General features: G+C 59.4%; 25 protein-coding genes. 7 read left to right on the forward strand and 18 right to left on the reverse strand.

Going from position 1 to position 25,265, the window contains the following annotated elements:
* Positions 1–52: 52 nt before the first annotated feature.
* The 4 genes from BFW87_RS01410 to msrA form a co-directional block, all read right to left on the reverse strand.
* Entirely contained in the window at positions 53–934 is an 882-nt protein-coding gene (locus BFW87_RS01410) for an alpha/beta fold hydrolase (protein WP_439848371.1), read from the reverse strand.
* Between the two features lie 300 nt (positions 935–1,234).
* The gene (locus tag BFW87_RS01415) at positions 1,235–2,128 is read right to left on the reverse strand and encodes a LysR family transcriptional regulator (protein ID WP_078738215.1); all 894 of its coding nucleotides are present in this window, start codon (positions 2,126–2,128) and stop codon (positions 1,235–1,237) included.
* Positions 2,129–2,470: 342 nt separating this feature from the next.
* A complete protein-coding gene (locus BFW87_RS01420) occupies positions 2,471–3,004 on the reverse strand; it encodes a GNAT family N-acetyltransferase (RefSeq protein ID WP_078738216.1) in 534 nt (177 codons plus the stop codon).
* Positions 3,005–3,234: 230 nt separating this feature from the next.
* On the reverse strand, positions 3,235–3,741 hold the full coding sequence (gene msrA / locus BFW87_RS01425) for a peptide-methionine (S)-S-oxide reductase MsrA (RefSeq protein ID WP_078738217.1): 507 nt from the start codon (positions 3,739–3,741) through the stop codon (positions 3,235–3,237).
* Between the two features lie 141 nt (positions 3,742–3,882).
* Between msrA and BFW87_RS01430 the strand changes: the two genes are divergently transcribed.
* Positions 3,883–4,221 (forward strand): hypothetical protein, encoded by a 339-nt coding sequence (locus tag BFW87_RS01430; protein ID WP_078738218.1) that lies wholly within the window; start codon positions 3,883–3,885, stop codon positions 4,219–4,221.
* Between the two features lie 15 nt (positions 4,222–4,236).
* On the opposite strand, the gene BFW87_RS01435 is transcribed toward BFW87_RS01430, so the two are convergent.
* Positions 4,237–5,148, reverse strand: a complete 912-nt coding sequence (locus BFW87_RS01435; protein ID WP_217699408.1) for an AraC family transcriptional regulator — start codon at positions 5,146–5,148, stop codon at positions 4,237–4,239.
* 230 nt (positions 5,149–5,378) lie between these two features.
* On the opposite strand from BFW87_RS01435, the gene BFW87_RS01440 reads away from it, so the two are divergent.
* Entirely contained in the window at positions 5,379–5,762 is a 384-nt protein-coding gene (locus BFW87_RS01440) for a RidA family protein (RefSeq protein ID WP_078738220.1), read from the forward strand.
* A gap of 82 nt (positions 5,763–5,844) precedes the next feature.
* Here the strand turns inward: BFW87_RS01440 and BFW87_RS01445 are convergent, their stop codons facing one another.
* The 4 genes from BFW87_RS01445 to lldD form a co-directional block, all read right to left on the reverse strand.
* Positions 5,845–6,258: a DoxX family protein gene (locus BFW87_RS01445; protein ID WP_078738221.1), complete on the reverse strand. Its 414-nt coding sequence runs from the start codon at positions 6,256–6,258 to the stop codon at positions 5,845–5,847.
* Between the two features lie 97 nt (positions 6,259–6,355).
* Positions 6,356–8,077 carry a ubiquinone-dependent pyruvate dehydrogenase gene (gene poxB / locus BFW87_RS01450; protein WP_078738222.1) on the reverse strand — a complete coding sequence of 574 codons (1,722 nt, stop codon included), beginning with the start codon at positions 8,075–8,077 and terminating at the stop codon, positions 6,356–6,358.
* 71 nt (positions 8,078–8,148) lie between these two features.
* Entirely contained in the window at positions 8,149–9,213 is a 1,065-nt protein-coding gene (locus tag BFW87_RS01455) for an FUSC family protein (protein ID WP_078738223.1), read from the reverse strand.
* Between the two features lie 10 nt (positions 9,214–9,223).
* Complete coding sequence (lldD, locus tag BFW87_RS01460) at positions 9,224–10,366, reverse strand: FMN-dependent L-lactate dehydrogenase LldD (protein ID WP_078738224.1); 1,143 nt, start codon at positions 10,364–10,366, stop codon at positions 9,224–9,226.
* Between the two features lie 395 nt (positions 10,367–10,761).
* On the opposite strand from lldD, the gene BFW87_RS01465 reads away from it, so the two are divergent.
* On the forward strand, positions 10,762–11,421 hold the full coding sequence (locus BFW87_RS01465; protein ID WP_078738225.1) for a TetR/AcrR family transcriptional regulator: 660 nt from the start codon (positions 10,762–10,764) through the stop codon (positions 11,419–11,421).
* An 89-nt stretch (positions 11,422–11,510) separates the two neighbouring features.
* Positions 11,511–12,545: an alpha/beta hydrolase family protein gene (locus BFW87_RS01470; protein ID WP_078738226.1), complete on the forward strand. Its 1,035-nt coding sequence runs from the start codon at positions 11,511–11,513 to the stop codon at positions 12,543–12,545.
* Positions 12,546–13,370: 825 nt separating this feature from the next.
* On the opposite strand, the gene BFW87_RS01475 is transcribed toward BFW87_RS01470, so the two are convergent.
* The 5 genes from BFW87_RS01475 to BFW87_RS01495 are packed head-to-tail and all read right to left on the reverse strand — an operon-like array spanning position 13,371 to position 19,820.
* Positions 13,371–14,849, reverse strand: coding sequence for a 4-hydroxyphenylacetate 3-hydroxylase family protein (locus BFW87_RS01475; protein ID WP_217699409.1), 1,479 nt, complete (start codon positions 14,847–14,849; stop codon positions 13,371–13,373).
* Positions 14,846–16,096 (reverse strand): hypothetical protein, encoded by a 1,251-nt coding sequence (locus BFW87_RS01480; RefSeq protein WP_078738228.1) that lies wholly within the window; start codon positions 16,094–16,096, stop codon positions 14,846–14,848. Before BFW87_RS01480 ends, BFW87_RS01475 begins: the two co-directional genes overlap by 4 nt.
* Positions 16,097–16,123: 27 nt before the next feature.
* Positions 16,124–17,521, reverse strand: coding sequence for a tryptophanase (locus BFW87_RS01485; RefSeq protein WP_078738229.1), 1,398 nt, complete (start codon positions 17,519–17,521; stop codon positions 16,124–16,126).
* 44 nt (positions 17,522–17,565) lie between these two features.
* Positions 17,566–18,255 carry a DUF6875 domain-containing protein gene (locus tag BFW87_RS01490; protein ID WP_078738230.1) on the reverse strand — a complete coding sequence of 230 codons (690 nt, stop codon included), beginning with the start codon at positions 18,253–18,255 and terminating at the stop codon, positions 17,566–17,568.
* A gap of 41 nt (positions 18,256–18,296) precedes the next feature.
* The gene (locus tag BFW87_RS01495) at positions 18,297–19,820 is read right to left on the reverse strand and encodes an MFS transporter (RefSeq protein ID WP_078738231.1); all 1,524 of its coding nucleotides are present in this window, start codon (positions 19,818–19,820) and stop codon (positions 18,297–18,299) included.
* A 101-nt stretch (positions 19,821–19,921) separates the two neighbouring features.
* Between BFW87_RS01495 and BFW87_RS01500 the strand changes: the two genes are divergently transcribed.
* A complete protein-coding gene (locus BFW87_RS01500; protein ID WP_078738232.1) occupies positions 19,922–20,830 on the forward strand; it encodes a LysR family transcriptional regulator in 909 nt (302 codons plus the stop codon).
* Between the two features lie 118 nt (positions 20,831–20,948).
* The gene (locus tag BFW87_RS01505; protein ID WP_078738233.1) at positions 20,949–21,842 is read left to right on the forward strand and encodes a LysR family transcriptional regulator; all 894 of its coding nucleotides are present in this window, start codon (positions 20,949–20,951) and stop codon (positions 21,840–21,842) included.
* 225 nt (positions 21,843–22,067) lie between these two features.
* Here the strand turns inward: BFW87_RS01505 and BFW87_RS01510 are convergent, their stop codons facing one another.
* Positions 22,068–22,724, reverse strand: a complete 657-nt coding sequence (locus BFW87_RS01510; protein WP_078738234.1) for a peroxiredoxin-like family protein — start codon at positions 22,722–22,724, stop codon at positions 22,068–22,070.
* Between the two features lie 66 nt (positions 22,725–22,790).
* Positions 22,791–23,183, reverse strand: a complete 393-nt coding sequence (locus BFW87_RS01515) for a YciI family protein (RefSeq protein ID WP_078738235.1) — start codon at positions 23,181–23,183, stop codon at positions 22,791–22,793.
* A 303-nt stretch (positions 23,184–23,486) separates the two neighbouring features.
* Here BFW87_RS01515 and BFW87_RS01520 point away from each other — a divergent pair, with 303 nt between their 5' ends.
* Positions 23,487–23,654: a DUF2986 domain-containing protein gene (locus tag BFW87_RS01520; RefSeq protein ID WP_078738236.1), complete on the forward strand. Its 168-nt coding sequence runs from the start codon at positions 23,487–23,489 to the stop codon at positions 23,652–23,654.
* Here the strand turns inward: BFW87_RS01520 and BFW87_RS01525 are convergent.
* Positions 23,625–24,608 (reverse strand): GlxA family transcriptional regulator, encoded by a 984-nt coding sequence (locus BFW87_RS01525; protein WP_078738237.1) that lies wholly within the window; start codon positions 24,606–24,608, stop codon positions 23,625–23,627. The genes BFW87_RS01520 and BFW87_RS01525 overlap by 30 nt on opposite strands.
* Before the next feature lie 4 nt (positions 24,609–24,612).
* Positions 24,613–25,155 carry a cysteine hydrolase family protein gene (locus tag BFW87_RS01530; RefSeq protein ID WP_078738238.1) on the reverse strand — a complete coding sequence of 181 codons (543 nt, stop codon included), beginning with the start codon at positions 25,153–25,155 and terminating at the stop codon, positions 24,613–24,615.
* Between the last annotated feature and the right edge of the window lie 110 nt (positions 25,156–25,265).

Consider the following 25,265-nt stretch of genomic DNA (forward strand, 5'->3'; position numbering starts at 1 on the left):
CCTCCGACGGGGTTGGTGCACGCTTTCGCAAGTGCTGAATCCAGGCGGCATCTCAGGCATTGAAGAAGGCCCGCAACTCTGCAAGCACCAGCTCAGGTCGTTCCTCAGGCAGCAGATGGCCGCAAGGCAACGCTTTGCCGGTCAAAGGGCCTGCGACCTTGGGTTTCCAGGTAGCCAGCACATCCCAGAGTTCACCCACCGTGCCCTTTGCGCCCCACAAGGCGTGCACGGGGGCCTGAACCTTGCGGCCCGCCGTATCGTCGGCGCGGTCCATATCTAGATCGATCCCTGCGGCCGCGCGGTAGTCCTCGCAAACGGCACGAATAGTTCCTTTGCAGCAGTAGCAGCGGATGTACTCCGCCATGGCTTCCGGCGTCACAGCACCGGGCGTCTTGCTTTGCACGAGGAGGTGTTCGCGCAGGTAATACGCAGGGTCCAGGCTTATCAGATGTTCGGGCATTGGACTGGGCTGAATCTGAAGGAACCACCACAGGTAGCGGGTCGCAAACTCTTTGTTGGTGCCGTCATACATCGTCAGCGTCGGCGCAATGTCCATGAAGACGACTTTCTTCACGGCGTCGGGATGGTCCAGGCAGAGTCGATGTGCAACGCGCGAGCCTCGGTCGTGGCTTGCAACAAGAAACGTCGCATGACCCAGCTGTTTCATCACTTCGATCTGATCCAGCGCCATGGCCCGGAAAGAGTAGTTACTGTTATTTTCACTGTAAGCCGGCTTGCTGGAGTCGCCGTAGCCACGCAAGTCCGGTATGACAACGCTGTATTCTTTGGCAAGCGCCGGAGCGACCTTGTGCCAGGTGACATGCGTTTCCGGGTGACCGTGCAGCAACAGCAAGGGCGGCCCGTCGCCTTTGGTCAATACGCGGATCGTCGCTCCCGATGTCTTGATGAACTGTGACTTGAAACCAGGAAACAGCTTTTGCGTGATCGCATCGGACAAAGGCGGCGGAAGCTCTGGCAGGACAGGACAACTGCCCGGCCCCTCAATCGGACTCGGAAGTGCCTCCAGCAGACGGTCAGGGGACACCGCCGTCGATGCCTGGGCAGATGCGTTTCTGATCAGCGCTGCCGCTGCAGCACTGATCGTAAGAGTCGTGAAGTGTCGTCTGTTCATCGTGATCCTCGCTTACATCGTGTTGGAACCCCCTTGAATTAGATCACCTTCGGCGCAATGCCCTTCTTGAAATGATCGACAGCCTGTGATCGAAAAAACACATTACAACCGGGTTCCGCTCTGAGCCTTGGCGACCTGCAGGAACCGCCCGATCAATGAGTCATCCACGTGCTGACTCAGCACGGCTGTACCCGTCTCGGACGGAGGCCATGTGCCGGCGAGCGGGCGCATCACGACTTCGGTAAGACCCAGAGCACCCGAGGACTTCGGCAACAGGGCAACGCCCATTTGCGATGCGACCATGCTCAGAATGGTTTGCATCTCGCAGGCTTCCTGAATCGCGTTGGGGCTGAAGCCCGACGCGAGGCAAATGCTCAGCATGCGGTCAAAAAAACCAGGCGCCTGGCGGCGCTCATACAGAATGAAAGACTCCGAACCGAGGTCCTTGGGATCGATTTTCCTGCACTTGGTCAGGGGGTGGTTCCTTGGAAGAAAGCACATGAAAGGCTCCTCCTCCAACGGCTGCACAGCCAGCTCCTTGGCTTCAAACGGCAAGCGAATAAAGCCAACGTCGATGTCCTTGCAGAGCAATGCGGCAACTTGTTGCGCGGAGGGCAGATTAACCATGTTCAACTGCACGCCCGGCAGGTGTTCCCGGTAGTAGCGAACAATTTTTGGAACAATTCCAAGCGCGGCGGACTGAACGAATCCAATCCGAATCGTGCCGACTTCCCCGGTCGCAGACTGCTTGGCATTTCGTTTGGCGGCTTCGAGTTCTTTAAGGATTCGCTGCACATTTTGGCGGAAACCCTCGCCTGCCCGGGTCAATGACACTGACCGCCTATCGCGCTCAAACAGTGAAACACCGAGGGCAGATTCGAGGTTGCGAATCTGCACGCTCAGTGCCGATTGACTGAGGCAAAGTGCTGACGCGGCCCGGCCAAAATGCAGGTATTCGGCCAACTTCACAAAGGAATAAAGCCAAGGAAGTTCCATTGGAGCGAAGTCTCCCACTGTGCTGACTTAGTACCGCGTGACCTATCACCTTTACGGCAGGTCGCTCGGCACACCCATGCCCTGTGAAAGAGACTGCTCTACTGCGCGGGTCTCTGATCCCACGACTTTCACCTGCGTTTTTACCACCTCTTTCCCGGCTGATTCATAAAACAAATTACAGGTGTGTTTCTTTGTCTGTGCCATTTGATGTGATTGCCGCAAACGTTAGGAGCGAAATCCAGCGACAGCGCCAACGCACCACCCTTTCACTGTTTGATGCAAAAAATCTAACGATCTCGTGGATCTGGCCTATCCGGACAATGGCAAAGGTTGGGTCTTGCATCATGTTTCCTTACTTAACGGGGCTAAAGACAAGTGGTACCTCACCTCCAGCAGCAACGCACCGCCCCTCTCAAGCGTGCGCTCACTGCCTGGTTCCTCGGTGCATCCTGCCCTGCGATAAAACCGGATAGCCCTTTCATTACGGCTCAAAACCCAAAGCGTCAAGCATTCATAACCCTGCTGCTCCAACCACTGCAAACCCGCCTTCCACAACGCCAGCCCCACACCCGTCTGCCAATAACCCGCTAACACGTAGATGGCCAGTACCTCACCCACATTCCCCCCGGCAACATCCTCATCACGGCTGGCGCCAACCGATATCCAACCCACAACCTGATCATTCACTTCAGCAACCAATACGCACGATTCCCCCGCTTCAATCGCACGAACCCAGTGAGCTTCCCGCTTGGCCAGCATCGCCCCCAGCGAGTTCAAATAGTCGGCCGGTATCAAATCGCGATAGGCCTCTTGCCAGCTGCTGACATGCACCTGGGCAATGGCCTTGGCGTCGGTAGGTAATGCGTTGCGAATCATCGAAGTCATCCTTCTTCGAACACTGAGTGCTCACTGGAGAGGTATCGTCATAGCATCCAAATATGATGTATCGATGAAATGGGTCAACGCCAGATCCTCGTCGAACTTAATGTTTTTCGACATGACATGATCTTGCAGCAGCTCCGTGCACTCGCAAAAAAGCCCAACGCAAGGTTGGGCTTCTTCCGAGACTTATTTCCGAGGCGCCGGGTTCACCGGCGACCTCACTCTCAAGCGCGCTTGGGCAGCTTCCAGTTCGGCCGGATGAAGTGGCACGTATACCCGTTGGGAATGCGCTCCAGATAATCCTGATGCTCCGGCTCGGCTTCCCAAAACGGCCCTGCCGGTTCGATTTCAGTGACCACGTGGCCCGGCCACAGCTTCGAGGCATCGACGTCGGCGGCGGTGTCTTCGGCAACGTCGCGCTGCTGTTCGCTCAGGTAATAAATCGCAGAACGGTAGCTTGGCCCAAGGTCATTGCCTTGACGATTTGGCGTGCTTGGGTCGTGTATCTGGAAGAAGAACTCGAGAATCTGCCGGTACGTGATCACGGCCGGATCAAACTGGATTTCAATCGCTTCGGCATGGTTGCCGTGGTTGCGGTAGGTGGCATTCGGCACGTCGCCGCCGGTGTAGCCGACGCGTGTGTGCAGCACGCCGGGGTAGCGGCGCAACAGGTCTTGCATGCCCCAGAAGCAGCCGCCGGCGAGGATGGCGGTTTCGGTTGGGTTGGTCATGGTCGGTCACCTCAGTGGATACAGGTGTAGTTATGGGGCCGTGTCGGTCAATACCAAGGTTGAACGTTAAGTAAAGAGCCGCCAGCCGCCGTTCTTCGTTACGCTAGTTCACATTGCTTAGAGTGAGGCGCTTGAAACGCTATGAACCTGGATCGCACAAAGCAGTTGATTCACGGGCAAATCAATCGAGAGGACCCGGTCGGCAGCCTTATCCAGGTGCTGGAAGCGGCTATCGAACTGGTTTCACTGCCCGACAATGATTTCTGCTGGTCGGGGTGGGAGGACGAGGCGGCGGCCAAAGCAGAGTTGCTTGGCTTGATCGACACGCTCAAGTCGGGGGGATTACCAGACCCGATAAAAGTCAGCGTGCTGTTTGCCGTCACCGGGCCGCTGCAAGAGCTCAGCCTCAGCAGTGGTTGGGCGGACGCGTTCATTAAAGTGGCGGACAAGTACGATCAGGTTGAAGCCTTGTTGTGGTAAAAAAAAAGGACTGCATTACTGCCTGCCCGCTTTGATACTCACCACATTCTTTCGCGGCGGCTCGCCAAACAAGCGCTTATATTCGCGGCCAAACTGGTTGGCACTTTCATACCCGACATTTAAGGCCGCTTGAACAACATCACAGTTTCCAACCAACATCAGGCGCTGGGCTTCATCCAGGCGCAGACGTTTTTGATATTGCAGAGGACTCAGCGTCGTCACGTCCTTGAAGTGTTTGTATAAGGTTGAAGAGGCCATATTCAGCCGCGCAGCAAGCTTATCGACGTGCAAGGTTTCGCGGTAATTCTCGCGCAACCAGATAATCGCCTGATCAATTTTATGACTTTGAGAGCCTGCCGTATTCAGCAGGCGAAGTTGTTGCCCAAACGGTGTCGCCAGTAACCGGTAGTGAATTTCCTGATAAATCAGCGCGCCCAATGCCTTCGCCTCGTCGGGCTTGTCCAGCAGTTCCAGCATTCGCAAAAAAGCGTCGAGCAGTTCCGGGCTGAGCTCTTGCACGGCGGCGCCGATGGCCGCCTGCTCGCTGTATTCAACGGGCTGAGGGATTTTAGCGGCCAATGCGGCCATCAGATTTCTGTCCAGGTCCAGGGACATCGACAGGTAGGGCATTTGCGGCGTTGCCTCCACCAGGCAACTGGTCACAGGCATGTTCACCCCGGCGATAAAGCACGTGCGCTCACCAAATGAAATGTCCCGGATACCCATACGAACCCACTTTTTCCCCTGCACGGCGATGATCAGTATCGGGCTGTAGAAGTGCGGTTTTGCCGTGTCGCAATGGTCATAACGGTGCAGCGCAAACCCTTCGATTGGCGTGGCGAAGCGGCCCGCCTCGGGAAGCAGCCCGAGCAAGAGTTCCCTGAGCGCCACACAGCCGTCTTCAAATGCAACTCGATAGTGCTTCACCAACAATGACCTCCGGCGCGGTATTACGGGGGGCCAGAAAGCGTATTGCCACGGCGCCCGAGAAAATTATGGCACACAGAAGATGGCCGGGAATATGCGCCTGTTTACGCTATAGAGGATCAGGCAGTAACCGTAGAGAAACGTGACTACTGTGAGTCAGTGACCTTTGAGAACATGGATAACTCGAGTCGATCCTGACTCATCACTCACTCCCTGTTTTGGAAGACACCATGCCGAGCACTTCTATCGAACGCAAAACTTACGCCGTGCTTCCTCCCGCCGTCGGCCCTTATTCCCACGCGGTAAAACACGGCAACACGCTCTACCTGTCAGGCTTCACGGCCTTTGGCACTGAAGCCCAAGGCCAGAGCATGGACAAACAGGCCAATGCCATTCTGGAGCAGATAAAAGCGGTCGCCGCCGAAGAAGGCACCGACATGTCCTCACTGCTGAAAGTCACCGTATTCATCACCGATTTCAGCCAGGTGGGCGAGTTGCGCCAAGTGCTGGTGCATCACTATGCCGAGAACCTGCCGGCCAGCTCCCTGGTGGAAGTGTCCAAATTGTTTTCCCCGCAACTGAATATCGAAATCGAAGCCATTTTCGGGCTGTAATCCGCCTGTTGGCTGGCGTGGCGCCCGATGCCTGCGCATCGGACGCCCATCAGGCGCTCAGCCGAGCGTCACCCTGCCCTGTTTATCGCCGGTCAAGCGAGTAGCGCCCAGCTCCGGTCACGCTCAACAGCAAAAGCCCGCCGATAATGCTCATGTTCTTGAAGAACTGGATGGTGTTGGCCGACTTGGCCGGTTCGACCATGTCCCAGAAATGGTGACCGATAATCGCCGTGCCCAGCACGAACAGGCTCATCAACAACGCCAGCGGCCGCGTATAAAAACCGATCAGCAGCAAAATCCCGACCCCAAACTCCATGACCACAGCCACCGACGCGGCGATGGACGGCAGCGGTGTGCCAATGGCGGTGAAGTAGTCGACGGTGCCGCTGAACCCGGTGAGTTTGCCCCAGCCGGAGGTCACGAACAGCAGCATCAGCAGGATGCGGGCAAGGAGGATGATCAGGTCGCGTTGACGCTCGAACAGGGTGTATCGCATGGTTTCACTCTCTTTGGGTTGTCTGTGTGTTTGTTATTAAATGCTCTGTAGCGGCGCGTCGGCTCGGTATCTTGAGCGTCTTGCCCCACCGCTTTGCTCAGCGCAGTAGATTGACTTTAGTCAAATCCACCAACTCGCGCGCGCGTCCGTCCAATACTGCGCGCAACATGAACAGACCGAACCCTTTGACGTTGGCCGCAGTGATGGTCGGCGGCATGACCAGTTCCTCACGCGGAGTGACAACGTCCAACAGCACCGGGCCGTCGTGGGCAAAGGCCGCCGCCAGCGCTGTCGCCAGTTCACTGGCGCGCTCGACACGGATGCCCTTGATCCCGACCGCTTCGGCCATGGCGGCAAAATCCGGATTTTTCAACTCACAGCCGGTGTCCAGAATTCCCACGGCTTTCATCTCCAGTTCGACAAAACCCAAGGTGCCGTTGTTGAGCACGATGACCTTCACAGGCAGGTTGAGTTGAGTGAGTGTGAGGAAGTCGCCCATCATCATGGCAAAGCCACCATCGCCGGACAATGAAATCACCTGACGCCCGGGATACGTTGCTTGGGCGCCGATGGATTGGAGCATGGCGTTGGCCATTGAGCCATGGTTGAACGACCCGATCAGCCGGCGTTTACCGTTCATTTTCAGGTAGCGTGCGGCCCAGGCCGTCGGCGTGCCGACGTCGCAGGTGAACACCGTGTCGTCATTGGCCATGTCGCTGACCAGCCGGCTGAGGTATTGCGGATGAATCACTTCGCTGTCGGGACGCAGGATCGCCAGGGCATCGAAGTTTTTGCGGGATTTGGCGTAGTCGACCCTGGCGGCATCGAGGTGCGCGGTATCCGTGCGCTGATTCAAGCGCAGTAACACATGCTGCAGCGTGCGCTGAATGTCGCCCAACACGCCCACTTCCAGTGAGCAGCGGTTACCCAGCGCTTCGGGGCTGATATCAACCTGGGCAATCCTCGCGTGCTGAGGATAGAACTGCCGATAGGGGAAATTGGTGCCCAGCAGCAAGAGTGTGTCGCACGCTTGCATGGCTTTATAACCGGAAGCAAAACCGATCAGGCCGGTCATGCCGACATCGTAGGGGTTGTCATATTCCAGGTATTCCTTCCCGCGCAGTGCGTGCACGATTGGCGCCTTGAGCAGCGCGGCCAAGGCCACCACCTCGTCATGGGCTGCGGCGCAACCCGCGCCGCAGAACAGGGTGATGCGGCGGCCAGCCTCTAGAAATTCGACCAACTGCCGCAGCTGGTTTTCACCGGGCACTACGTCCGGCGGCTCGGGAACCAGCCAGGCGGCGACGTGGGCATCCAGCGCCTCCAGGGCGATATCGCCGGGAATGACGACCACGGCCACACCACGCCGGGCGATAGCGACACGCATGGCGCGTTGCAGAATTTGCGGCAGCTGTTCTACCCGCGAAACCAATTCCACGTAATGACTGCAGTCCTTGAACAGCGACTCCGGGTGCGTGGCCTGGAAGTAATCGATCCCGATTTCCGAGCTGGGTATGTGGGCGGCAATTGCCAGCACGGGCACGCCGCTGCGATGGCAGTCAAACAGGCCGTTGATCAAGTGCAGGTTGCCGGGACCGCAACTGCCGGCGCACACAGCCAGTTTGCCGGTCAGATGCGCCTCTGCCCCGGCGGCAAAGGCGCCGGCCTCTTCGTTGCGCATGTGCACCCACTCCAGCTCTCCCAAGCGACGCATCGCGTCAGTCAGGCCATTGAGCGAGTCGCCCACCACGCCATATATTCGTTTAACGCCGGCGTGTTTAAGCGTGTTGACCAAAAAATCCGCAGCATTGGCAGCCATGGTTGGCTCCTTTATAGAGGTAAGGGTGGTTGAGTAAGTCAGGGACGTATTCGGGCATCCGCGCCCAGTGTTTACTCCTTGCCCGCCGGGCTCGCCTGCCAGCGTGGGCAGACCAGCAACGAAATGGTGACTGCCAACAGCGCACCGCCCAGGCTGTTGAATATGCGCAATAACGCCAGGCCCAATTCGGAGCCATGGAACTGGCCAACCTGGGTGACCACGATGATGTAAGGCGTCAGGAACGCCATGTAGGTAACCAAGCCGATGGCGCGGCCTATCAAGGCGCCGATGGCCAGGGGCAAAATCATCACGGCAAGCAGCATCGGGCTATGAATGAAGTACCCCAACAGCGCGGTGATGGCTGCGCCGAACAGCGTGCCGAGCAGGCGTTCGAGGCAGGTTCTCAACGTGCTGGCAGCCTGGGGTTGCAGGATCAAAAACACGCTCAGGATCATCCAGTAGCCGTGGTTAAGGGCACATGTCTGAACCAGCCCGACCACGATTGCGCCCGCCACTGCCACGCGTAAGCCATGGAGGAAAGGTTCAGACCTGGGCGTGAAGTTGGCCCTCAGCATCGCCCACACCGATGGGCGCACGGCAACAAAGGGGGCACGGGTTTTGGGCCGCTGTAACAGCAATGCATAGCCGGTTGCCCACAGGCTTCCGCACAGAAAATAGCGGGCATGGGCCGCAGCAGTGAACACACCTGTTTCGACAAAGGCGGTGGACACCGCGAAGATCGTTGCGAGCAGTAACGCCGGAAAACCCACCCGCGCGTCGCTGTGCTGGGCGTATGCCCCCGCAAAGCCCAGCACAGCAGCCAACCCGATTGCCAGCGGTGGCCAGGCAATCGCCCAGACACCCAGCCACGTTGCAAACGCACCGGCCAGGCCAAAGGCCAGCGCGAACAGCCAGCGGTTTGCCGACGGGCCGCCGGGAATCGACAGGTAACTCCAGAACGCGGCAATCGCAGACCAACTCAACAACGGGTTGTGCAGATACGCCGCGGCCAATGCCGGTACTGTGCAAACAATGCCGCCATGTACGGCATCGCTCAAGACGAACGGGCGCAAGGCGGCGCGCGCTTCCAGCCAGCGCAAGTGTGCAGACGATTTACGGGTCAACAAGGCGAGCATGGTCCAGTCCTCACGCCTCAGCCTGGACCAGCGTGGTGTGGTCAATCTTGTCGATTGAGGTCACGCCGGTCAGCGTCATGGCAACGCGCATTTCCTGAGTGAAAATATCCAGCATGTTTTCCACCCCGCGCTGGCCCTCGGCAGCCAGGGCGAACACCGTGGAGCGGCCAAGCAACACCGCTTTGGCGCCGAGGGCGAGCATGCGCACCACGTCCAACCCCGAGCGGATACCCGAATCGACCAATACCGTCAGGTTATTCCCCACCGCATCGGCAATCGGCGGCAGGGCCTTGGCGGTGGACGGTACCCCGTCGAGCTGGCGGCCACCGTGGTTGGAGACCACGATGCCATCGGCGCCGAAACTCAAGGCCTCCCTGGCATCCTGGGGGTCAAGAATGCCCTTGATGATCATCGGGCCCTTCCAGAACTCACGGACCCACTCCAGGTCTTTCCAACTGATGGAAGGGTCGAAATTCTTGCCCAGCCAGCCCACGTAGTCTTCAAGGCTCGTGGTTTTGCCCAGGTAGCGGGAGACGTTGCCGAGGTCGTGAGGCCGACCAAGGATCCCCACATTGAAGGCCCAGTCAGGCTTGGTGGTGGCTTGCAGAATCCGTCGCGAAGCAGCGAACGGGCCGGACATGCCTGAATGCGCATCGCGGTAGCGGGCACCCGGGGTGGGCATGTCGGCGGTAAACACGAGGGTGGTGACGCCAGCGGCCTGGGCACGCTCCAGAACATTTTTCATGAAGCCGCGGTCCTTGAGCACGTACAGCTGGAACCAGAGTGGCTGCGCGGTGCGTGCCGTCACCTCTTCAATGGAACACACCGACACGGTCGACAGACAATAAGGGATGCCCTTGTTGAGCGCAGCCTTGGCCACCTGCACCTCGCCGCGACGCGCATACATGCCGGTCAGCCCCACCGGGCTGAGGATGATCGGCAGTGCTTGTTCGGTGCCAAACAACGTGGTTTTCAAGCTGATGTTGTCGACGTTTTTCAGAATGCGCTGACGCAAACGCACCGCAGCCAAGTCCGCACTGTTGGCCCGCAGCGTACTTTCTGCATAGGCGCCGCCGTCAATGTAATCAAACAGAAAGCGCGGCAGTTTGCGTTTGGCGGCTTCGCGATAATCAGACGCGGATGAAATAATCATAAGTTGTCTACCTTTGAATAAATGAGCGCAAGTCTTTGCATGACGAAATTATTTCGTCAGGAGTGGGGGTTATTTAAATCGTTTACCGATCGAAAGAGGGTGCAGTACTTATTAAGTTATCGCGCACACTAAGGCGCGCACAGTCGTCAACTACGCATCCATCATGGTTGGGTTAAACAACGAACCTTGTACGGCTAACAACAAACTTGAACCCTGATATTCCTGTTCAACAATGTTATTGCGCCGGTGCGCGCAGCCATGCGCCACAGGGCAAGGAGACAGCCCTGACACGGGCCGGACGCGCAAGAAAGCAGGCCTCGTTCAGATCGACTTTCGTGTTGACTCCACTGCACCGGGCCATCATATGATTCACCCCTCAATTGGGGTATTCGCTTATGGCTTCATATTCTCAGATTCGCCTGACCCCGCGTAAAACGCCGCTTCAAGCCCGTGCGACGGTCACAGTGGAGGCCATTCTCGAAGCGACCACTCAGGTTCTTCTGGTTTTGGGGCCTATCCGTTTGACCACTACGGCCGTCGCGGAACGGGCTGGTGTGTCTATCGGCACCATGTATCAGTACTTTCCAAACAAGGAAGCGCTGCTGTATACGGTCACGGAACGTCACCTGAATGCCATGGCCGAACGCTTGCGCTTCGCGTGCGCCGAACAACACGGAGCAACCGTCGGAAACATGGCTGAAGCCTTGGTGGTGGCTTATTGGCAAGCAAAAACGGCACAGTGTTACTTGACCCGCGCCGTATATTTGGTTGCCGAAGATGTTAAGACCGGCGCACTGATTGAGCACTTTTATCAGCACGTGGAAAGTATGACCACGGCAATGTTTTCGACGGCCGTTGATGCTGACTATGCTGATTTAACAGCGGTCAACTTCACGTTACTGACTTCGCTGTTTGGAAGTGTCAGGGCCTTGTTTGACCGAAGCATTACCGGCACTTGGGCGGCGGGAGTTCAACAGCAGCTTATTTGTATGAGCCGGGCTTATATGGAGGCGGCAAAGTTACCGGCTGGCGAAAGGCTCAAGCCGAGCGTGTAGCCGCCTGTTTTTTGTAGACGTGGGGGGATGCGCTCGCCCTGAATTTCAGGGCATGATGCGCCGACAAAAAATCAAGGACGATAACAACAGTGAAAAACGCCCTCACCGCCCTGCTTCTGCTGTGCCTGGCTAGCCCTTCACTCGCGGAAGATAGCCCCGTCGGTTTTCGCACCGCCACCCTTCACGATGCACAAAACAACAACCCACTCGAACTGGTGGTTTGGTACCCCGCCACAACCGCCGCCAAACCTGAGCTGATCGCTGACACCGTGGTCTTCGTCGGTGCTCTCGGCGTGCCCGACGCACCGCCCGTTGCGGGCGCGCACCCGTTGGTCGTGCTCTCTCACGGTTACGGCGGCAATTGGGGTAAACAGGTGTGGCTCGCCAGTGCCCTGGCGCACAAGGGCTATATCGTGGCGGCGGTCAACCACCCGGGCACCACCACCAAAGACCGCAACCCGCAAGCCGCCGCCCAAGTATGGAAACGCCCTGCTGATTTGAGCCGCGCGATCGACGCCGTGCTGGCGCAGCCGAAGCAGTTTGGCGCGGTCGCGAAAGACCGGATTGCCGTCATCGGCCATTCCCTCGGCGGCTGGACCGCGCTGGAAATCGCCGGCGCCCGCTTCGACCCCGACCTGTTCAGCCAGGACTGCAACGTGCATCCGAAGTTGGGCGGTTGCATCGCCTACCATGAGATGAAACCTGCTGCTACGCCTGCGCTGAAGGCCCATCTGGCTGCGGACTTGAGCGACAAACGCGTCACCGCCATTGTGTCACTGGACCTGGGCCTGTCACGTGGTTTCACCGACGCCAGCCTGGCCAAACTGCCGGTGCCGGCGCTGATCATTGCCGGCGGCGCGCCCTCGGAGGATATGCCTGCCGAACTGGAATCCGCCGACCTGGCCAAACGGCTGCCCAAAGCCTCGACGAGCTACGTGGCTATCGGCGACGCCAACCACTTCAGCTTTATGTCGATATGCAAGCCGGGGGCGATTGCGTTGATTGAAGAGGGCTCGCCGGGGGACGGCATGATTTGCCGCGATGGCGAAGGCGCTCGGCCACGGGCGGAGATTCAGCAACAGGTGATCGGGCTGATCACAGCGTTTTTGGCGCAGGCCAAGTGACCGGTCTCTCTTAGGATCAAATGTGGGAGCTGGCTTGCCTGCGAAAGCGGCGGCACTGCCAAAACAGATGCCGCCTGCCCCACCGCCTTCGCAGCCTCGCTAAAGCTCGACAGCTCCCACAGGGGATTTGCGGGCTTTGAAAAAAATTTGCCAGCAGGGCCATCGCGCCAAACACTCCCTCGCCAGCAATGAAGATCAAATGTGGGAGCTGGCTTGCCTGCGAAGGAGGCGGCACTGCTGAAACAGATGTCGCCTGACACACCGCCTTCGCAGCCTCGCTAAAGCTCGACAGCTCCCACAGGGGATTTGCGGGCTTTGGAAAACATCAGCCAGCAGGGCCATCGCGCCAATCACTCCCCCCACCAGCAATGAAGATCAAATGTGGGAGCTGGCTTGCCTGCGAAGGCGGCGGCACTGCCGAGACAGATGTCGCCTGCCCCACCGCCTTCGCAGCCTCGCTAAAGCTCGACAGCTCCCACAGGGGACTTGCGGGCTTTGGAAAAAATCAGCCCGCAGGGCCATTTCCCCGCCAAAGATGAAGATCAAATGTGGGAGCTGGCTTGCCTGCGAAGACGGCGGCACTGCCAAAACAGATGTCGCCTGCCCCACCGCCTTCGCAGCCTCGCTAAAGCTCGACAGCTTCCACAGGGGATTTGCGGGCTTTGAAAAAAATTTGCCAGCAGGACCATTCCCCCGCCAACGACGAAGATCAAATGTGGGAGCTGGCTTGCCTGCGAAGGCGGCGGCACTGCCAAAACAGATGTCGCCTGACCCACCGCCTTCACAACCTCGCTAAAGCTCAACAGCCCTGCTGACTCATCCGTATCATTGATACTCTGCGCTATCAGCCAAGGCAGACGTGGCGAGCTGTTTGGCAGCGGTCCAGTCGAACTCACTGTGCACGCGTGAGAGCGCGACAAAATGCGGCCCGGAATAGAACATTTCGTATTGCAGGTGACGCGAGCCAAATTCCGAGCCGATGGCATCCCACGCCAACTTCATGATCTGCACCCGTTCGATTGGCGAGGCGACGGTCGAGTACTGCGTTTGTTCGATCAGCGCGCGCGTTTGCGGGTTGTACAGGTCGTCGACGCTGGAAGGCAGCATGATCACCCCGCCGCCGGCGAGCTTGCGAATGGACTCAATGAATTTGGGGTAGACCGTTTGCGCCACCGCCTGGCACATGTAGAGGTGGGCTTTGTCGGGGAGCACGTAGTCACCGTGGGTCACCGGGCAATGAATCAGCCCTTTGAACAGCCCCTCAATCATCAGTGTGTTGCAGGCCATCTCGCCCAGAATCTCACGCACTGCGGGGATGTCGCTGACGCCCGTAATCTCTGTCATCCGTTGCGCCAGGCCAGTCAGAAAATGCAGTTTTGCAGTCAGCCTGGCCAGGCTTTGGGTGTCCATGAGCACTTCCGCGCCCGTGCTGTGAAACTGCCGGCGGCACATGCCTGTGTCGCCGTAGACAAACAGCCTTTCCCACGGCACCAGGACATTGTCGAAGTAGATCAGCGCGTCGTTTTCATCGAAGCGGCTGCTGAGCGGGTGATCAAAGGTGTTCTTGCCTTCTGCATAGGAAGCACGGGAGAGAATCTTGATCCCGGGTGTATTCAAAGGCAGCGCAAACGACAGCGCATAGCGGTCATCAACTCCAGGCTTGAGAGGGTTTTGAACCCCGACCAGAATCTCGTCGGCAAGCACCGCGGCAGTCCCCAGCATCTTGGCACCCTTGACGATGACACCGGCGTCCGTCTCCTTGACCACGCCCAGGGTGTGGTACAGGTTGCGATCATGCTCGCCCGGGCTGCGCGACCGGTCCCCTTGTGGGTTCACAATCGTGTAGGTGAGGTAAAGGTCGCGATCCCGGGCATAGTTGAAGTACGACTGGAGTGCGGCTGCACGGTCGGGTGAGTGGTCCGCGAAAACGGGCAGGTGCGTCATCATTCCGGTCAGCGCGGACGACACGTGATCGGGGCTGCGGCCCAGCCACCCCATGCTCTGACGCGCCCAGGACAAGGACGCGTGGGCACGGCTTATCAGCTGGTCAGGACGCTGTGGAAGCTCCCATGCCTTGCTGACCCGCAGCCCGCTGTCGGTCTCGAAGGTCATCTCCTCCAGATGGCTCGCCTGGTAGTCATAGAGTTTCGCCACTGAAGCGACAGCCCCAGAGAACGCTGGATGCTCGCTGTGACGGGTGATGCATTCGCCATTGATGAACACTTCACGACCATCGTTGATTGCATTCAAATACTGCTGTGCGGTTCGGGACATTGCCGCTCCTTGCGTGCGGGTAGGGTTCATAGCTGAAGAAAGTCCAGGGGGAGCCCTAGCTCGGCTCTGGCCACATAGGTTGAAAAGGTCTCCCACTGCGCGCCGACGTGACCGCGGTACATGGCCGCGTCGCTGAAGTAACGCAACAGCCTGGCATCACTGCGTGCCTGGGAGGTGCCGGCGGTGCGGAACAGCAGTTCGATGGCTTCACAGGCTTGCCTGCCGGCCTGCTGCAAGGCGCCCCAGGCCCTGACGTTCTGCTCGACCGAAATCGGCTCACGGGTGTGGCTCCAGCGACGCGCGAGGCGGCTATGGTTGTCGCAGATTTGAAGCAGGGTCGCTTCTGCCGCATCGGTCAACGTCAGCGCCTGACCGTAAGCGCGCTGGTAGTTGGGGTCTTCAGCCCGTTTGCGGTTCGGCGCAAACGGCAGAGGGAGTTTCAGGATCAGTTCGCGGTACTCGTCCAGCGCCGCCCGGGCCGCCCCGATGATCGGCGCCAACAGGTTGGCGTGGTAAGGCAGCATGAGGTAGCCCAGGTACAGCGGGTTACCGTGGAGCCTCGTACCGTGGGTGCCCTGCGAGACATCCTGATTGGCAAAGAAGGCTGAAAAGGGCGTCACCCAGCGTTCCGGAACGAAGGCCTCATCGACACAAATGCTGTTGGAACCACTGGCGCGCATCCCCAGCACTTTATCGCCGCCCCAGTCATCGAGCAGGGTGTAGTCGGCGCGCGGAATCAGGCAGTTCAAAGGCGGCGCGTCGGGCCCGGCGTCGGCGTCGCGTACGGTCACGATGACATGCGTGGAGTAAGTGACCCCGGTGCAGTAATTGAACGTGCCGCTGACGCGGTAACCCCCCTCTACCCGCTGGCACCGTCCTCCGGGAAACGCCCGGTGCGGGGCCACGAAATGGCCGTCGGCACCGAACACTTCATCCTGCACATCCTTGGGCCAGTGGGCCGCGAAGGTCAGGCTGTGAGCGGCGCCCAGGGTGAGGTTCCACCCCAGTGCAGGATGACCACGGGAGATTTCAATCATGACTCGGTAAAAGTCAGCCAGGGACATCTCATGCCCTGCGTACCGTTTGGGCTGCAGCAGACGATAGAAACCATGGTCCTTGAACCAGGCGTGCATGGCCGGGCTGTAAGTACCGAGTGCGTCGCTCAGCTCTTGTTCAGCGCGCAGCTTGTGGCGAACGTCTCGCGCCAGTTCGAGATACTCATCGACCGTACGTTCTGCGTCCTGCACAGCCGTCATGTGGGTGTTCAATTGGCCCATGGGAAATCTTCCTGACGTTAGGGGGGGTCAAATTTCTTTGAATCGCGCCGTGAACTGACGCAAAACAGGCGGCTCGTACTCGAAATCGAGCGGTCGCAGCGTGGACGCGCGGTTCACGACTTCAATCAGCGAGTCGGCGACAAAATCCATGTGGTTGTCGGTGTAGGTTCGGCGCGGGATGGTCAGGCGCATCAATTCAAACAGTGCGGGTTCCTGTTCGCGCGTCACGGGGTGGCGACCCATCATCAGCGACCCAATTTCCGTGGCGCGCACACCGCTCTCCAGGTAGAGCGCATTGACCAGCACCTGTGCAGGAAAGTGGTGGCCTGCAATGTCCGGACGAATTTTGCCGGCGTCGACAAATACCGCGTGGCCACCGACCGGTGTCTGGATCGGAATACCGGCTGCCGCCAGGCGATCTGCCAGGTACGTGACCTGGCTGATCCGGCTGGCCAGGTGGTGTTCATCACAGGCTTCATCAAGCCCGACGGCCATGGCTTCGAGGTCCCGGCCCGCCAGGCCGCCGTAGGTGATAAACCCTTCCATCGGCACGCAACGCAGTTGAGCGGCCTGGAACAACGCCTGATCGCTTCGGAAGCAGCACAAGCCACCGATGTTGACCATCGCGTCCTTTTTCGCGCTCATTGTGAAAATGTCGGCGTAATCAAACATCTCGCGAACAATCGCCGAAATGCTCTTGTCGCGGTACTTCGCATCCCGTTGTTTGATGAAGTAGGCATTTTCCGAAAAGCGGGCCGCGTCGATCACCACCGGAATACCGTGCTGGCGCGCCATGGATGCGGCATCGCGGATATTGTCCATCGCCACCGGCTGGCCACCCACGCTGTTGCAGGTAATGGTGATGACAACCGCCGCGATCTGCTGCGCGCCGGTCAATTCGATCTCTGAGGCCAGTGCCTCGAGGTCGAAATTGCCCTTCCAGTCGTCGTGCACGGCGGTATTCAGGGCCGCCGGGCAAATCAGGTTTTTAACGCTTGCCCCGGCGATTTCGACGTGAGCCTTGGTGGTATCGAAGTGATGGTTGGAGATGAAGATGGGCGCCGTCGCGCCGCGTTTTTTGGCGCGTTCGACCAGGCAAGGGAACAGAATCTGCTCGGCGCCCCGCCCCTGGTGAACAGGAATCGTGTAGGGGTAGCCGAACAGCCGCTCAACCGTATCTCTCAACCGAAAAAAGCTTTTGCTGCCGGCATAGGATTCATCGGCACTCATCATGGCGGCCCATTGTCGGTCACTCATGGCGCCGGTACCGCTGTCGGTCAGCAGGTCGATGAAGACATCTTCCGCACGCAGCAGAAACGGGTTCAGGCCTGCCTCACGCAACGCCTGTTCCCGGTATTCGCGCGTGGTGGTCTTCAGGGGCTCTACCATTTTTATACGGAAGGGTTCTGGCATACGGACTGGCATTTCTGTGGCCTCCAATGGCTTGGGCGAATGGTGTAGGGCTGCAATCAGCTGGCGACGATTTGGCGAAGGACGGCCATGTGCTCATTGCTGAGGCTGAGGCGGTCTTCCTGGTGCAAAACGGAGTTGATACCGACCTTGGCCCGGGCACCGTGGGTACGCAGGTAGGCTTCGACAAATTGGGGTTGGTCTGCGAGGAAGGCGATGTCCAGCTCAACCATCTCACGCACCACCAGCAGCGGAACCGGAGAGCAAAGCGGGTTGAAGGCGTCGCTTCGCAGGCCGGGCTTGGGGCACAACGAGTAAAACTCGCCGAGCATCAGGCCCGCAGACAGGAATCGCAGCTTGAGCAGAGCGTGGTAGTGATTGACTTGCTCCGGATCATCCAGCCCATGCAGGACACCCACGATGGCCTTGAACTGACTGGCGTTGCCGTCCTGGGGGGCGTTGCCCTTGAAGGCATCTATCAGCGTCAGAATGTCTTGGCAAACGGCCTCTTCGTCCCGGCCGGCGAAGTGGATGTCGACCAGCCAAAACGTCTCGCGCTTGATCGAGGGTGGTGTCCAGGGGCACACGACCCCTGTTCGACCCAGCTCCGGATGGGGGTTGCACAGATAGGACTGGCACCATCGGGCGATTTCAACCATTTGCTCCGAGCAGCCTTCTGAGGCTCCCTCCAGGGCACGGGAGATCGGGACCAGTTTGAGCTGGCCAGCAGAGTGTGTGTCACGTTCCATCATGACTTCCTTATAGGGCGATTGATCTGGCGAAGGGCGCTCTACCGACCCGTGCGAGGCTCGGCAGTTGTGGCGCGCGTGATAGAGAGCTCGCGGAGCGCCCAGCGACTGATCAATGCGGCTGCCAGTGTCAGCGCCGCCAGGCCGTAGGTCAGGGTTTTGAACGCCTCGCTATACGTGTCCATAAGCGCTTCGCGGGTCATCGGATGGGCACCCGCCTGCGCGGCATCCAGCGTCCCGGTCGCAAGCTCGGCGGCCACAGCGGCAGCGGCGTGACCGGCCAGGTCGCCTTGAAGCTGGCCCTGAAGCAAGCTGTTCAGCACGGCCAGGGCTGCAGCGACGCAGATGGCTTCCCCGCAGGCACGCATGGTGGTGAAAATGCCGGTAGCCATGCCTGCGCGTTCCACCGAGACGACCTTGATCGAGAGGTCGTCCATCAGGCCCCACGGGATCGCAGAGCCCACACCAATCAGCAACATCGGCAAGCCAAGGGCGACCCAGCTGGCGCCGACGTCAACACCCGCCAGCCAGATGAGACCGATGCCGGCCATCATCAGGCCGACAAAGCACAGGTTGGCTGCGGCGATGTAGCGAGCCATCAGTGAGGAGAGGAACGGCACAATGAGCATGGGCACGGAGAGCGCCATCATCAGCAGCCCGGCACGCCCGGTGCTCAGTTCCTCTACGCTGACAAAGCGCAGTGGCAGGAGAATCAGCAGGACGATGAAACTGAGCGCGGTCGCGATCGGCAGTAACTGCACCCCCACAAACCGGCTGTCTGCGAACAGCGAGAGGTCGAGCATGGGGCGCAATTGGCGCCGCTCTACCCGGATGAACAGCGCCAGTAAAAAGACGGCCGCCGCCAGCAGGGCGAGGACCGTGAAGCTTTTCAAGCCATGCTCGGGAATTTGCATGATCGCGAATGTCAGCGTCACCAGCATCGCACTGAAGGTCAGGACGCCTGCCCAATCCAGGTGACGCGCATCCGGGTCAGAGGTCTCGCGCATCCGGGGGGCAGCCAATAGCCAAGCCAGACCACCGAAGACCGCGCCCAGCAGGAACACGGCTCGCCAGTTGAAGAACTCCACCATCACACCGGAAATGACGGGGCCAAATGCCAGGCCGAGGCCGAACGCCGTCCCCAGTAAACCGAACGCCTTGGTTCTCGCGTGCCCCTCGTATTCCTGTGCGAGGGTGGAGGAACCTCCGGCCATGGTCAGCGCGGCCGAGACCCCCTGCAGCCCTCTCATCAGGTCCAGAAACACGACGTCCTGCGCGCAGCTCACAATGACGGACAGGATGGTGAAGCTGCCAATCCCCCAGCAAAACATTTTCTTGCGGCCATACAGGTCCGCGAGGGTACCGGCGGCCATGATGGCGCTGCCAAAGCTCAGTGCAAAGGCGTTCACAACCCAGGAAAGTGCGACAGGGCTGCCCCCAAGATCAGCGCCAATGGCGGCTAAAGCCATCGCAGGCCCCGTGTACTCGAGCGGCAAAATCAAGCCTGCGGTACACACCGCAAGTAAGACCAATGCGCGCCGTGTGGAGTCTTGCTGCGCTTCCATGCGTACTTCCTCACCATCCCTATGCTGTAGACGGGGGATAGTATTTGAGGGATAAGTGCACAGGAAGGCTACAAAAATCAAAAGAGAATTGCGGTTTCTGCATGAATGATGACATTTCGCTATGGCACCTTTTCTTCCGAATAGTCGAAAGAGGTAGCATCACAAAAGCGGCTGACGACCAGGATCTGGAGCCATCGTCGGCCAGCCGAAGGATTTCCTCGCTGGAGAAACGCCTCAACGTCAGGTTGCTCAACCGAACGACGCGCCAGGTCACATTGACGGAGGCGGGATCCAGGGCCTACGAGCAGATGAGGCCATTGATTGCCGAGATGGAAGGCGTCATCGCGGACCTCGATGGCGCCTCGCCGCTGATCGCCGGCACGATCCGGATCACGGCGCCCGTCAACTTCGGTGAAAGGCATTTGGTGTCGTGGCTCACGTCCTTTCAGAAACTGCACCCGCAAATTTTGATCGACCTGGTGCTGTCGGATTCAAGGCTCGACCTGAGAAGCGAAGCGATCGATTTGGCCCTCAGGGTCGGCGAGCTGTCGGTGTCAGACCTGGTCGCCCGAAAGATAGGCAGCATGCCCAATGTCTTGTGCGCAAGCCGTGCCTACGTCCAGGCATACGGTAAGCCGCAAAAACCCGAGGACCTGACCACGCATCGTGCGATCTTGTATTCCCTGGGGCAGGACAGGCACAGAACCCGGCTCAGGCTGAGCAAGGACGGCAAGGAAATAAGCGTGGAGCTGCACGGCGTCTTCTACCTTAATAATGTCGGTGCCATCCTCGAAGCCGTCAGGCAAGGCGCGGGGATTCATTCAGGCCCCCGCTGGTTGTTCCAGCAAGGCATCAGCTCGGGGGAACTGGTGGAGCTGTTGCCGGAATGGGGAATGTCCGGCCTGCCGGTTCACCTGGTGCGGCTGAGCAATCGATACGAAGCCAAGCGCGTCAAAGCCCTGGGCGACTGGATAGAGAAATGCTGGGCCGAGGCCGAGACCATGCGCTGAGAGGGGCAACACGTAGCCGCTGGCTCAAGCGTCGGAACCGACAGAAAAATTTTGCACGCCGCGCAGCATTACCGGCAGACTGCTGGCCGTGAGATGAGTCATTCCAACGGGGAATAAAATGGATCGGCTGGCGGCGATGGAAACCTTTGTCTACGTGGTAGAGACCGGTTCTTTTTCGGCAGCGGCCCGGCGTCTGCACGTCGGCCAGCCTGCTGTTTCAAAAAACATCGCTCAGCTTGAGGAGCACTTGGGTGTTCGTCTGCTCAGCCGGTCAACGCGCGGCTTGTCGCCTACCGAAGCCGGCCTGCTGTATTTTGAGCAGGCCAAGAAGGTCATCGAAAACGCCAACGAAGCCGAACTGCTTGCGCGCGGGGCGGCCACCGGGCTGGCGGGGACCTTGCGGGTGTCCACCACCGTGACGTTCGCGCGACTCTACATCCTTCCCTACCTGAGCGGTTTCCTCGACAGGCACCCCTTGCTCGACGTGGATGTGCGCCTGGATGACCGCTCAATGAACCTGATTGAGGAAGGCACCGATGTGGCCCTGCGCATGGGCAACCTCAGCGACTCGAACTTCACCGCGAGAAAGATCGGCCAGTGCCGGCGACGGGTGATCGCCACGCCGGCTTATCTTCAACGGTACGGCGTACCGCAGTCGCCCGCAGAGCTGACCGGTTACGAGGCAGTGATCTACATGATCGGCGCCGGGGGCGCTTCATGGGTATTCAAGAAAGGCGACGTTGAGCAGGCGGTCACGTTGAGCGGCCGCCTACGGATGAGCGCCGCCGAGGGCATACGCACGGCGGTATTGTCGGACTACAGCCTCACGGTCTCGTCGGAATGGGTGTTCGGGCCCGAACTGGTGAGCGGCGAAGTAGTGGCGGTGCTGCAAGACTGGGACTTGCCGGAAATGCACCTGTGGGCGATCTTCCCGACCGGGCGCATGGCAAGCGCCAAAGCCCGCGCATTTGCCGACTATGTGGAGCAACTGGTGGCAAACATCCGGGTGTGAATCACCCCTGTGGCGAGCGGGCTTGTTGTGGCGAGCGGGCTTGCCCGCGTTGGAGTGCGAAGCGCTCCCAATCAACACAACACGGTGCAACTGATACACCGCGCGGTCAGGTTTCAGGGCCGCTTCGCAGCCCAACGCGGGGCAAGCCCGCTCGCCACAACAAGACCGACTGCCACAACAAACTCACTTGCCACAACAGGCCCGCTCGCCACAACGGTGCTTTGCTTAACCGCGCAACGCAGGCAGCAACTCGGAAGGGTCCGGGCGCTGGGTGTAGTCCGGGTTGACCTCCGCGTAAGTGATCACGCCGTCCTGCCCGACAACGTAACGGGCCGGCATCGGCAACTCCCAGGACGGGTTGTTGTTGAAGGCGGGCAAGTCATTGCCGAATGATTTGTACAGGTCCACCAGGTAGTCCGGCAGCGTGAAACGCAAGCCGAATGCCGCGGCGACATCGCTCAAGGTGTCGGACAGGATCGGGAAGCTCAGGTGATTCTCGCGCACCGATTTACGGCTGTTGACGTTGTTTTGCGGCGAGATCGCCACCAGGTTTGCGCCCAGCTCACGGAACCCCGGCAAGGCGCTTTCGAGCGCTTGCAGTTCCATGTTGCAGTACGGGCACCACACGCCGCGGTAGAAGGTGATAACCAGCGGGCCTTTGGCCAACAGGGCTACCGAGGAAACGAGGTTGCCATCGGGGTCGTTAAGGGTGAACTCAGGCGCTTTGTCGCCGACTTTCAATGCGCGTTCGGCCTGGCCGCTGGCAATCAGTTCGGCGGTGGCGCGTTTCATCACCCCGTGAACCTGAGGCGGCGCATTGTAGGGCGGTTTGCCGGCCACGAAGTCAGCGTTGAAGGCATCAAGTTTTGCTTGAAGGGTCATGATCAATTCCTGAAGTGACGGGGTAATGGGAGGTGTATCGACTTGACGTGAATCGCCAGGCGAGGATTAGCTCAATGTGAATTTCCCGGTCGAAAATTCAATGCTCAGGTTCAGTCGCCCTTCATTGACCAGCCAGGGGCGAATGGAAAACGTGCGGGCGCCGCATTGATGCATCGGGTCCTGCGCGGCAATGCTGTTGGCCTGTTCAATTGAGGTCGCACGAATGATGAATAGGCCGTCGCCATCCCAGTACTGCTCGTCGTCGCTCCAATGCGGGCCGGCGGCGACCAGAATGCCGTCGCGCTCTATCTTGCATTGGTGTTCAAGGTGTTCATGCAGGTTGTCCATGACGGCTTCAATACCGTTGGCCGGCGTTGAAAAGACCGCATAAAACTGCTTCTGCAACATGCCCTTGCTGGCTTCAAGTACCTGCTCTCGTGTCACTCGTTTGCTGTGCATAACGCTACCTGTAGAACAATGCCAACGGGATGATTCAAGGGACCCCAGAGCCGCCGCCGGGGCGGACCTGCGAACCGTTGAACAAGCATTGTCCATCCGGGATTTGCACAGTAGAGGAGCTGGGGGAATAGTATTTATTCTTTTCGGGAATGCGCCCGCCCCTCACGCCAGGCTGGCGCCATCGGGGAGCCGATTGCATCGATAAGCGCACAACACTGCCGGTGAGCTTAAGCCTGTATCGACTCCACAACGCAGGGACTGACGCTGATATCATTCAAACCATTACCCGTTGAGTAGCCACCCATGAATCGCCAAAAGAAACTGCAGCAGCTCTTCAAGGCCAAAGCCAAAAAGGCCAGCGCCAAACTGGCGCCGAAAAACAAGGACATCTACATCAGCAAAGCCGACCGTCTGAAACTGGCCGCCGAGCCCGCTCTAGACTCAGCCGACACCGGCGACACGCCCAGCTGAAGGCGTGCCCGTTTCAAATTTTCCCCAGATACGCCGCAAGTGACGCGCCGAACCAAAACCTGCGCGTTCAGCCACCGATTCCATGTCCAGGCTTGACTCGGCCAGTAACTCACGGGCCACGGCCAAGCGCAGCCGGTGCAGGTAATCAAGGGGGCTGACACCCACGTGCTCGTGGAATAACCGCGCCAGATGGCGGCTGCTGGTGCAGGCCAGGTCGGCCAGGCGCGTGACCGTCCAGGCCTCGCAGGGCGCGGCGGCGACGGCGTCCTGCACACGATGCACCGCCGGGTGCAGGTGATTGCGCCCCCAGGTCCACGGCGACAACTGTGGATCAGCACCGCTGCGACGCATGTACACCACCATGTCCCGCGCCACCGCGCTGGCCAGCCTAGGCCCGGCGAGTTCGGCGACCAGGTGCAGCATCAGATCGATCCCCGCCGTGACCCCGGCGCTGCAACTGACGGGGCCGTCAGTCACATACAGCCGGTTTTCCAGCACCCGCGCGGCGGGCGCCATGGCCTGCAATGTTTCGCACAACGCGTGGTGCGTGGTGCACTGGCGACCGTCAAGCAAACCGGCGCGGGCGGCAGTCAACGCCGCCGCGCACACGCACACCAGCCGCTCCCCCGAGGGCGCGAAGACGTTTTGCAGCCACTGCACCAGCTGATTGCTGGCCGATTCAAACGCGCGCTGACGGGCTTTCGTCACCTTCGAGGTGGAGCCGACCAGCACCACCAGCGTACCGGGCGCGAGGCGTTGCGGCAGTGGCGCCAGACCGCCCAGCGGCAAGCCAATGGAGGTGTGCAGCGCCTCCACCGGGCTGACGTATTGCAAGTCGAAATCGACAGCCGCCGGGTCTTCAATTTGCGCGGCCAGGCGCAGCACTTCGGCCGGGCCGGCAAGGTCCAGCATCAGCACGTTCGGCAACAATACGAACAGCACCGGCACGCTCACGGGGTCAACTCTCCAGGGCCTGGGCGACGGTGACGATACGCGCAAAACGCTGTTCCAGGACCAACTCCGTGCGCTCGCGGATCTCCGCTGGCGTATACACCCGGCCAGTGCGTGCGTGGGTCATGGGGAACGTCAGCGTGGCTTCGCTGACAAAATCCACGCTGAAACCGCTGTCCGAAGCCTGGCGCGTGGTGGTTTCGCAACATTGCTCTGTACGAATGCCGCTGATGATCAGCGACGTGACGCCCATCTCCGTCAGGCGAGCGGCCAGGGGCGTGCCGGCAAAGGCGCTATGGAAATGCTTGTGAATGATCAGCTCAGGGTTGATCGACAACTCGCTCAAGGTCCTGACGTTGCCCGATGCCATGGAAAAATGCCCCCGTTCTTCAACATGGAAAACTTGTACCACCGGGATGCCTTGTTGAACACAACCATCGATCAGGGCCTGTTGTTTTTCCAGGTAACCCGGCAGGTCGTTTTCGGACCAGTAGGTGGAATGACGAAAGGAATGCTGGGCATCGATAACGATCAGGGCTTTGCGGCTCATGGTGAGTCCTCTTGGCGTGCATTTGAAAGGCTGATGCACGCCATGGTAGGGACGTTACCTGCCGGCTGACACACGCAAGCCGGACCACTTCAGGACCGATTCGGACATTC

This window comes from Pseudomonas fluorescens, assembly GCF_002022275.1.
GTDB classification, from domain to species: Bacteria; Pseudomonadota; Gammaproteobacteria; order Pseudomonadales; family Pseudomonadaceae; genus Aquipseudomonas; species Aquipseudomonas fluorescens_AJ.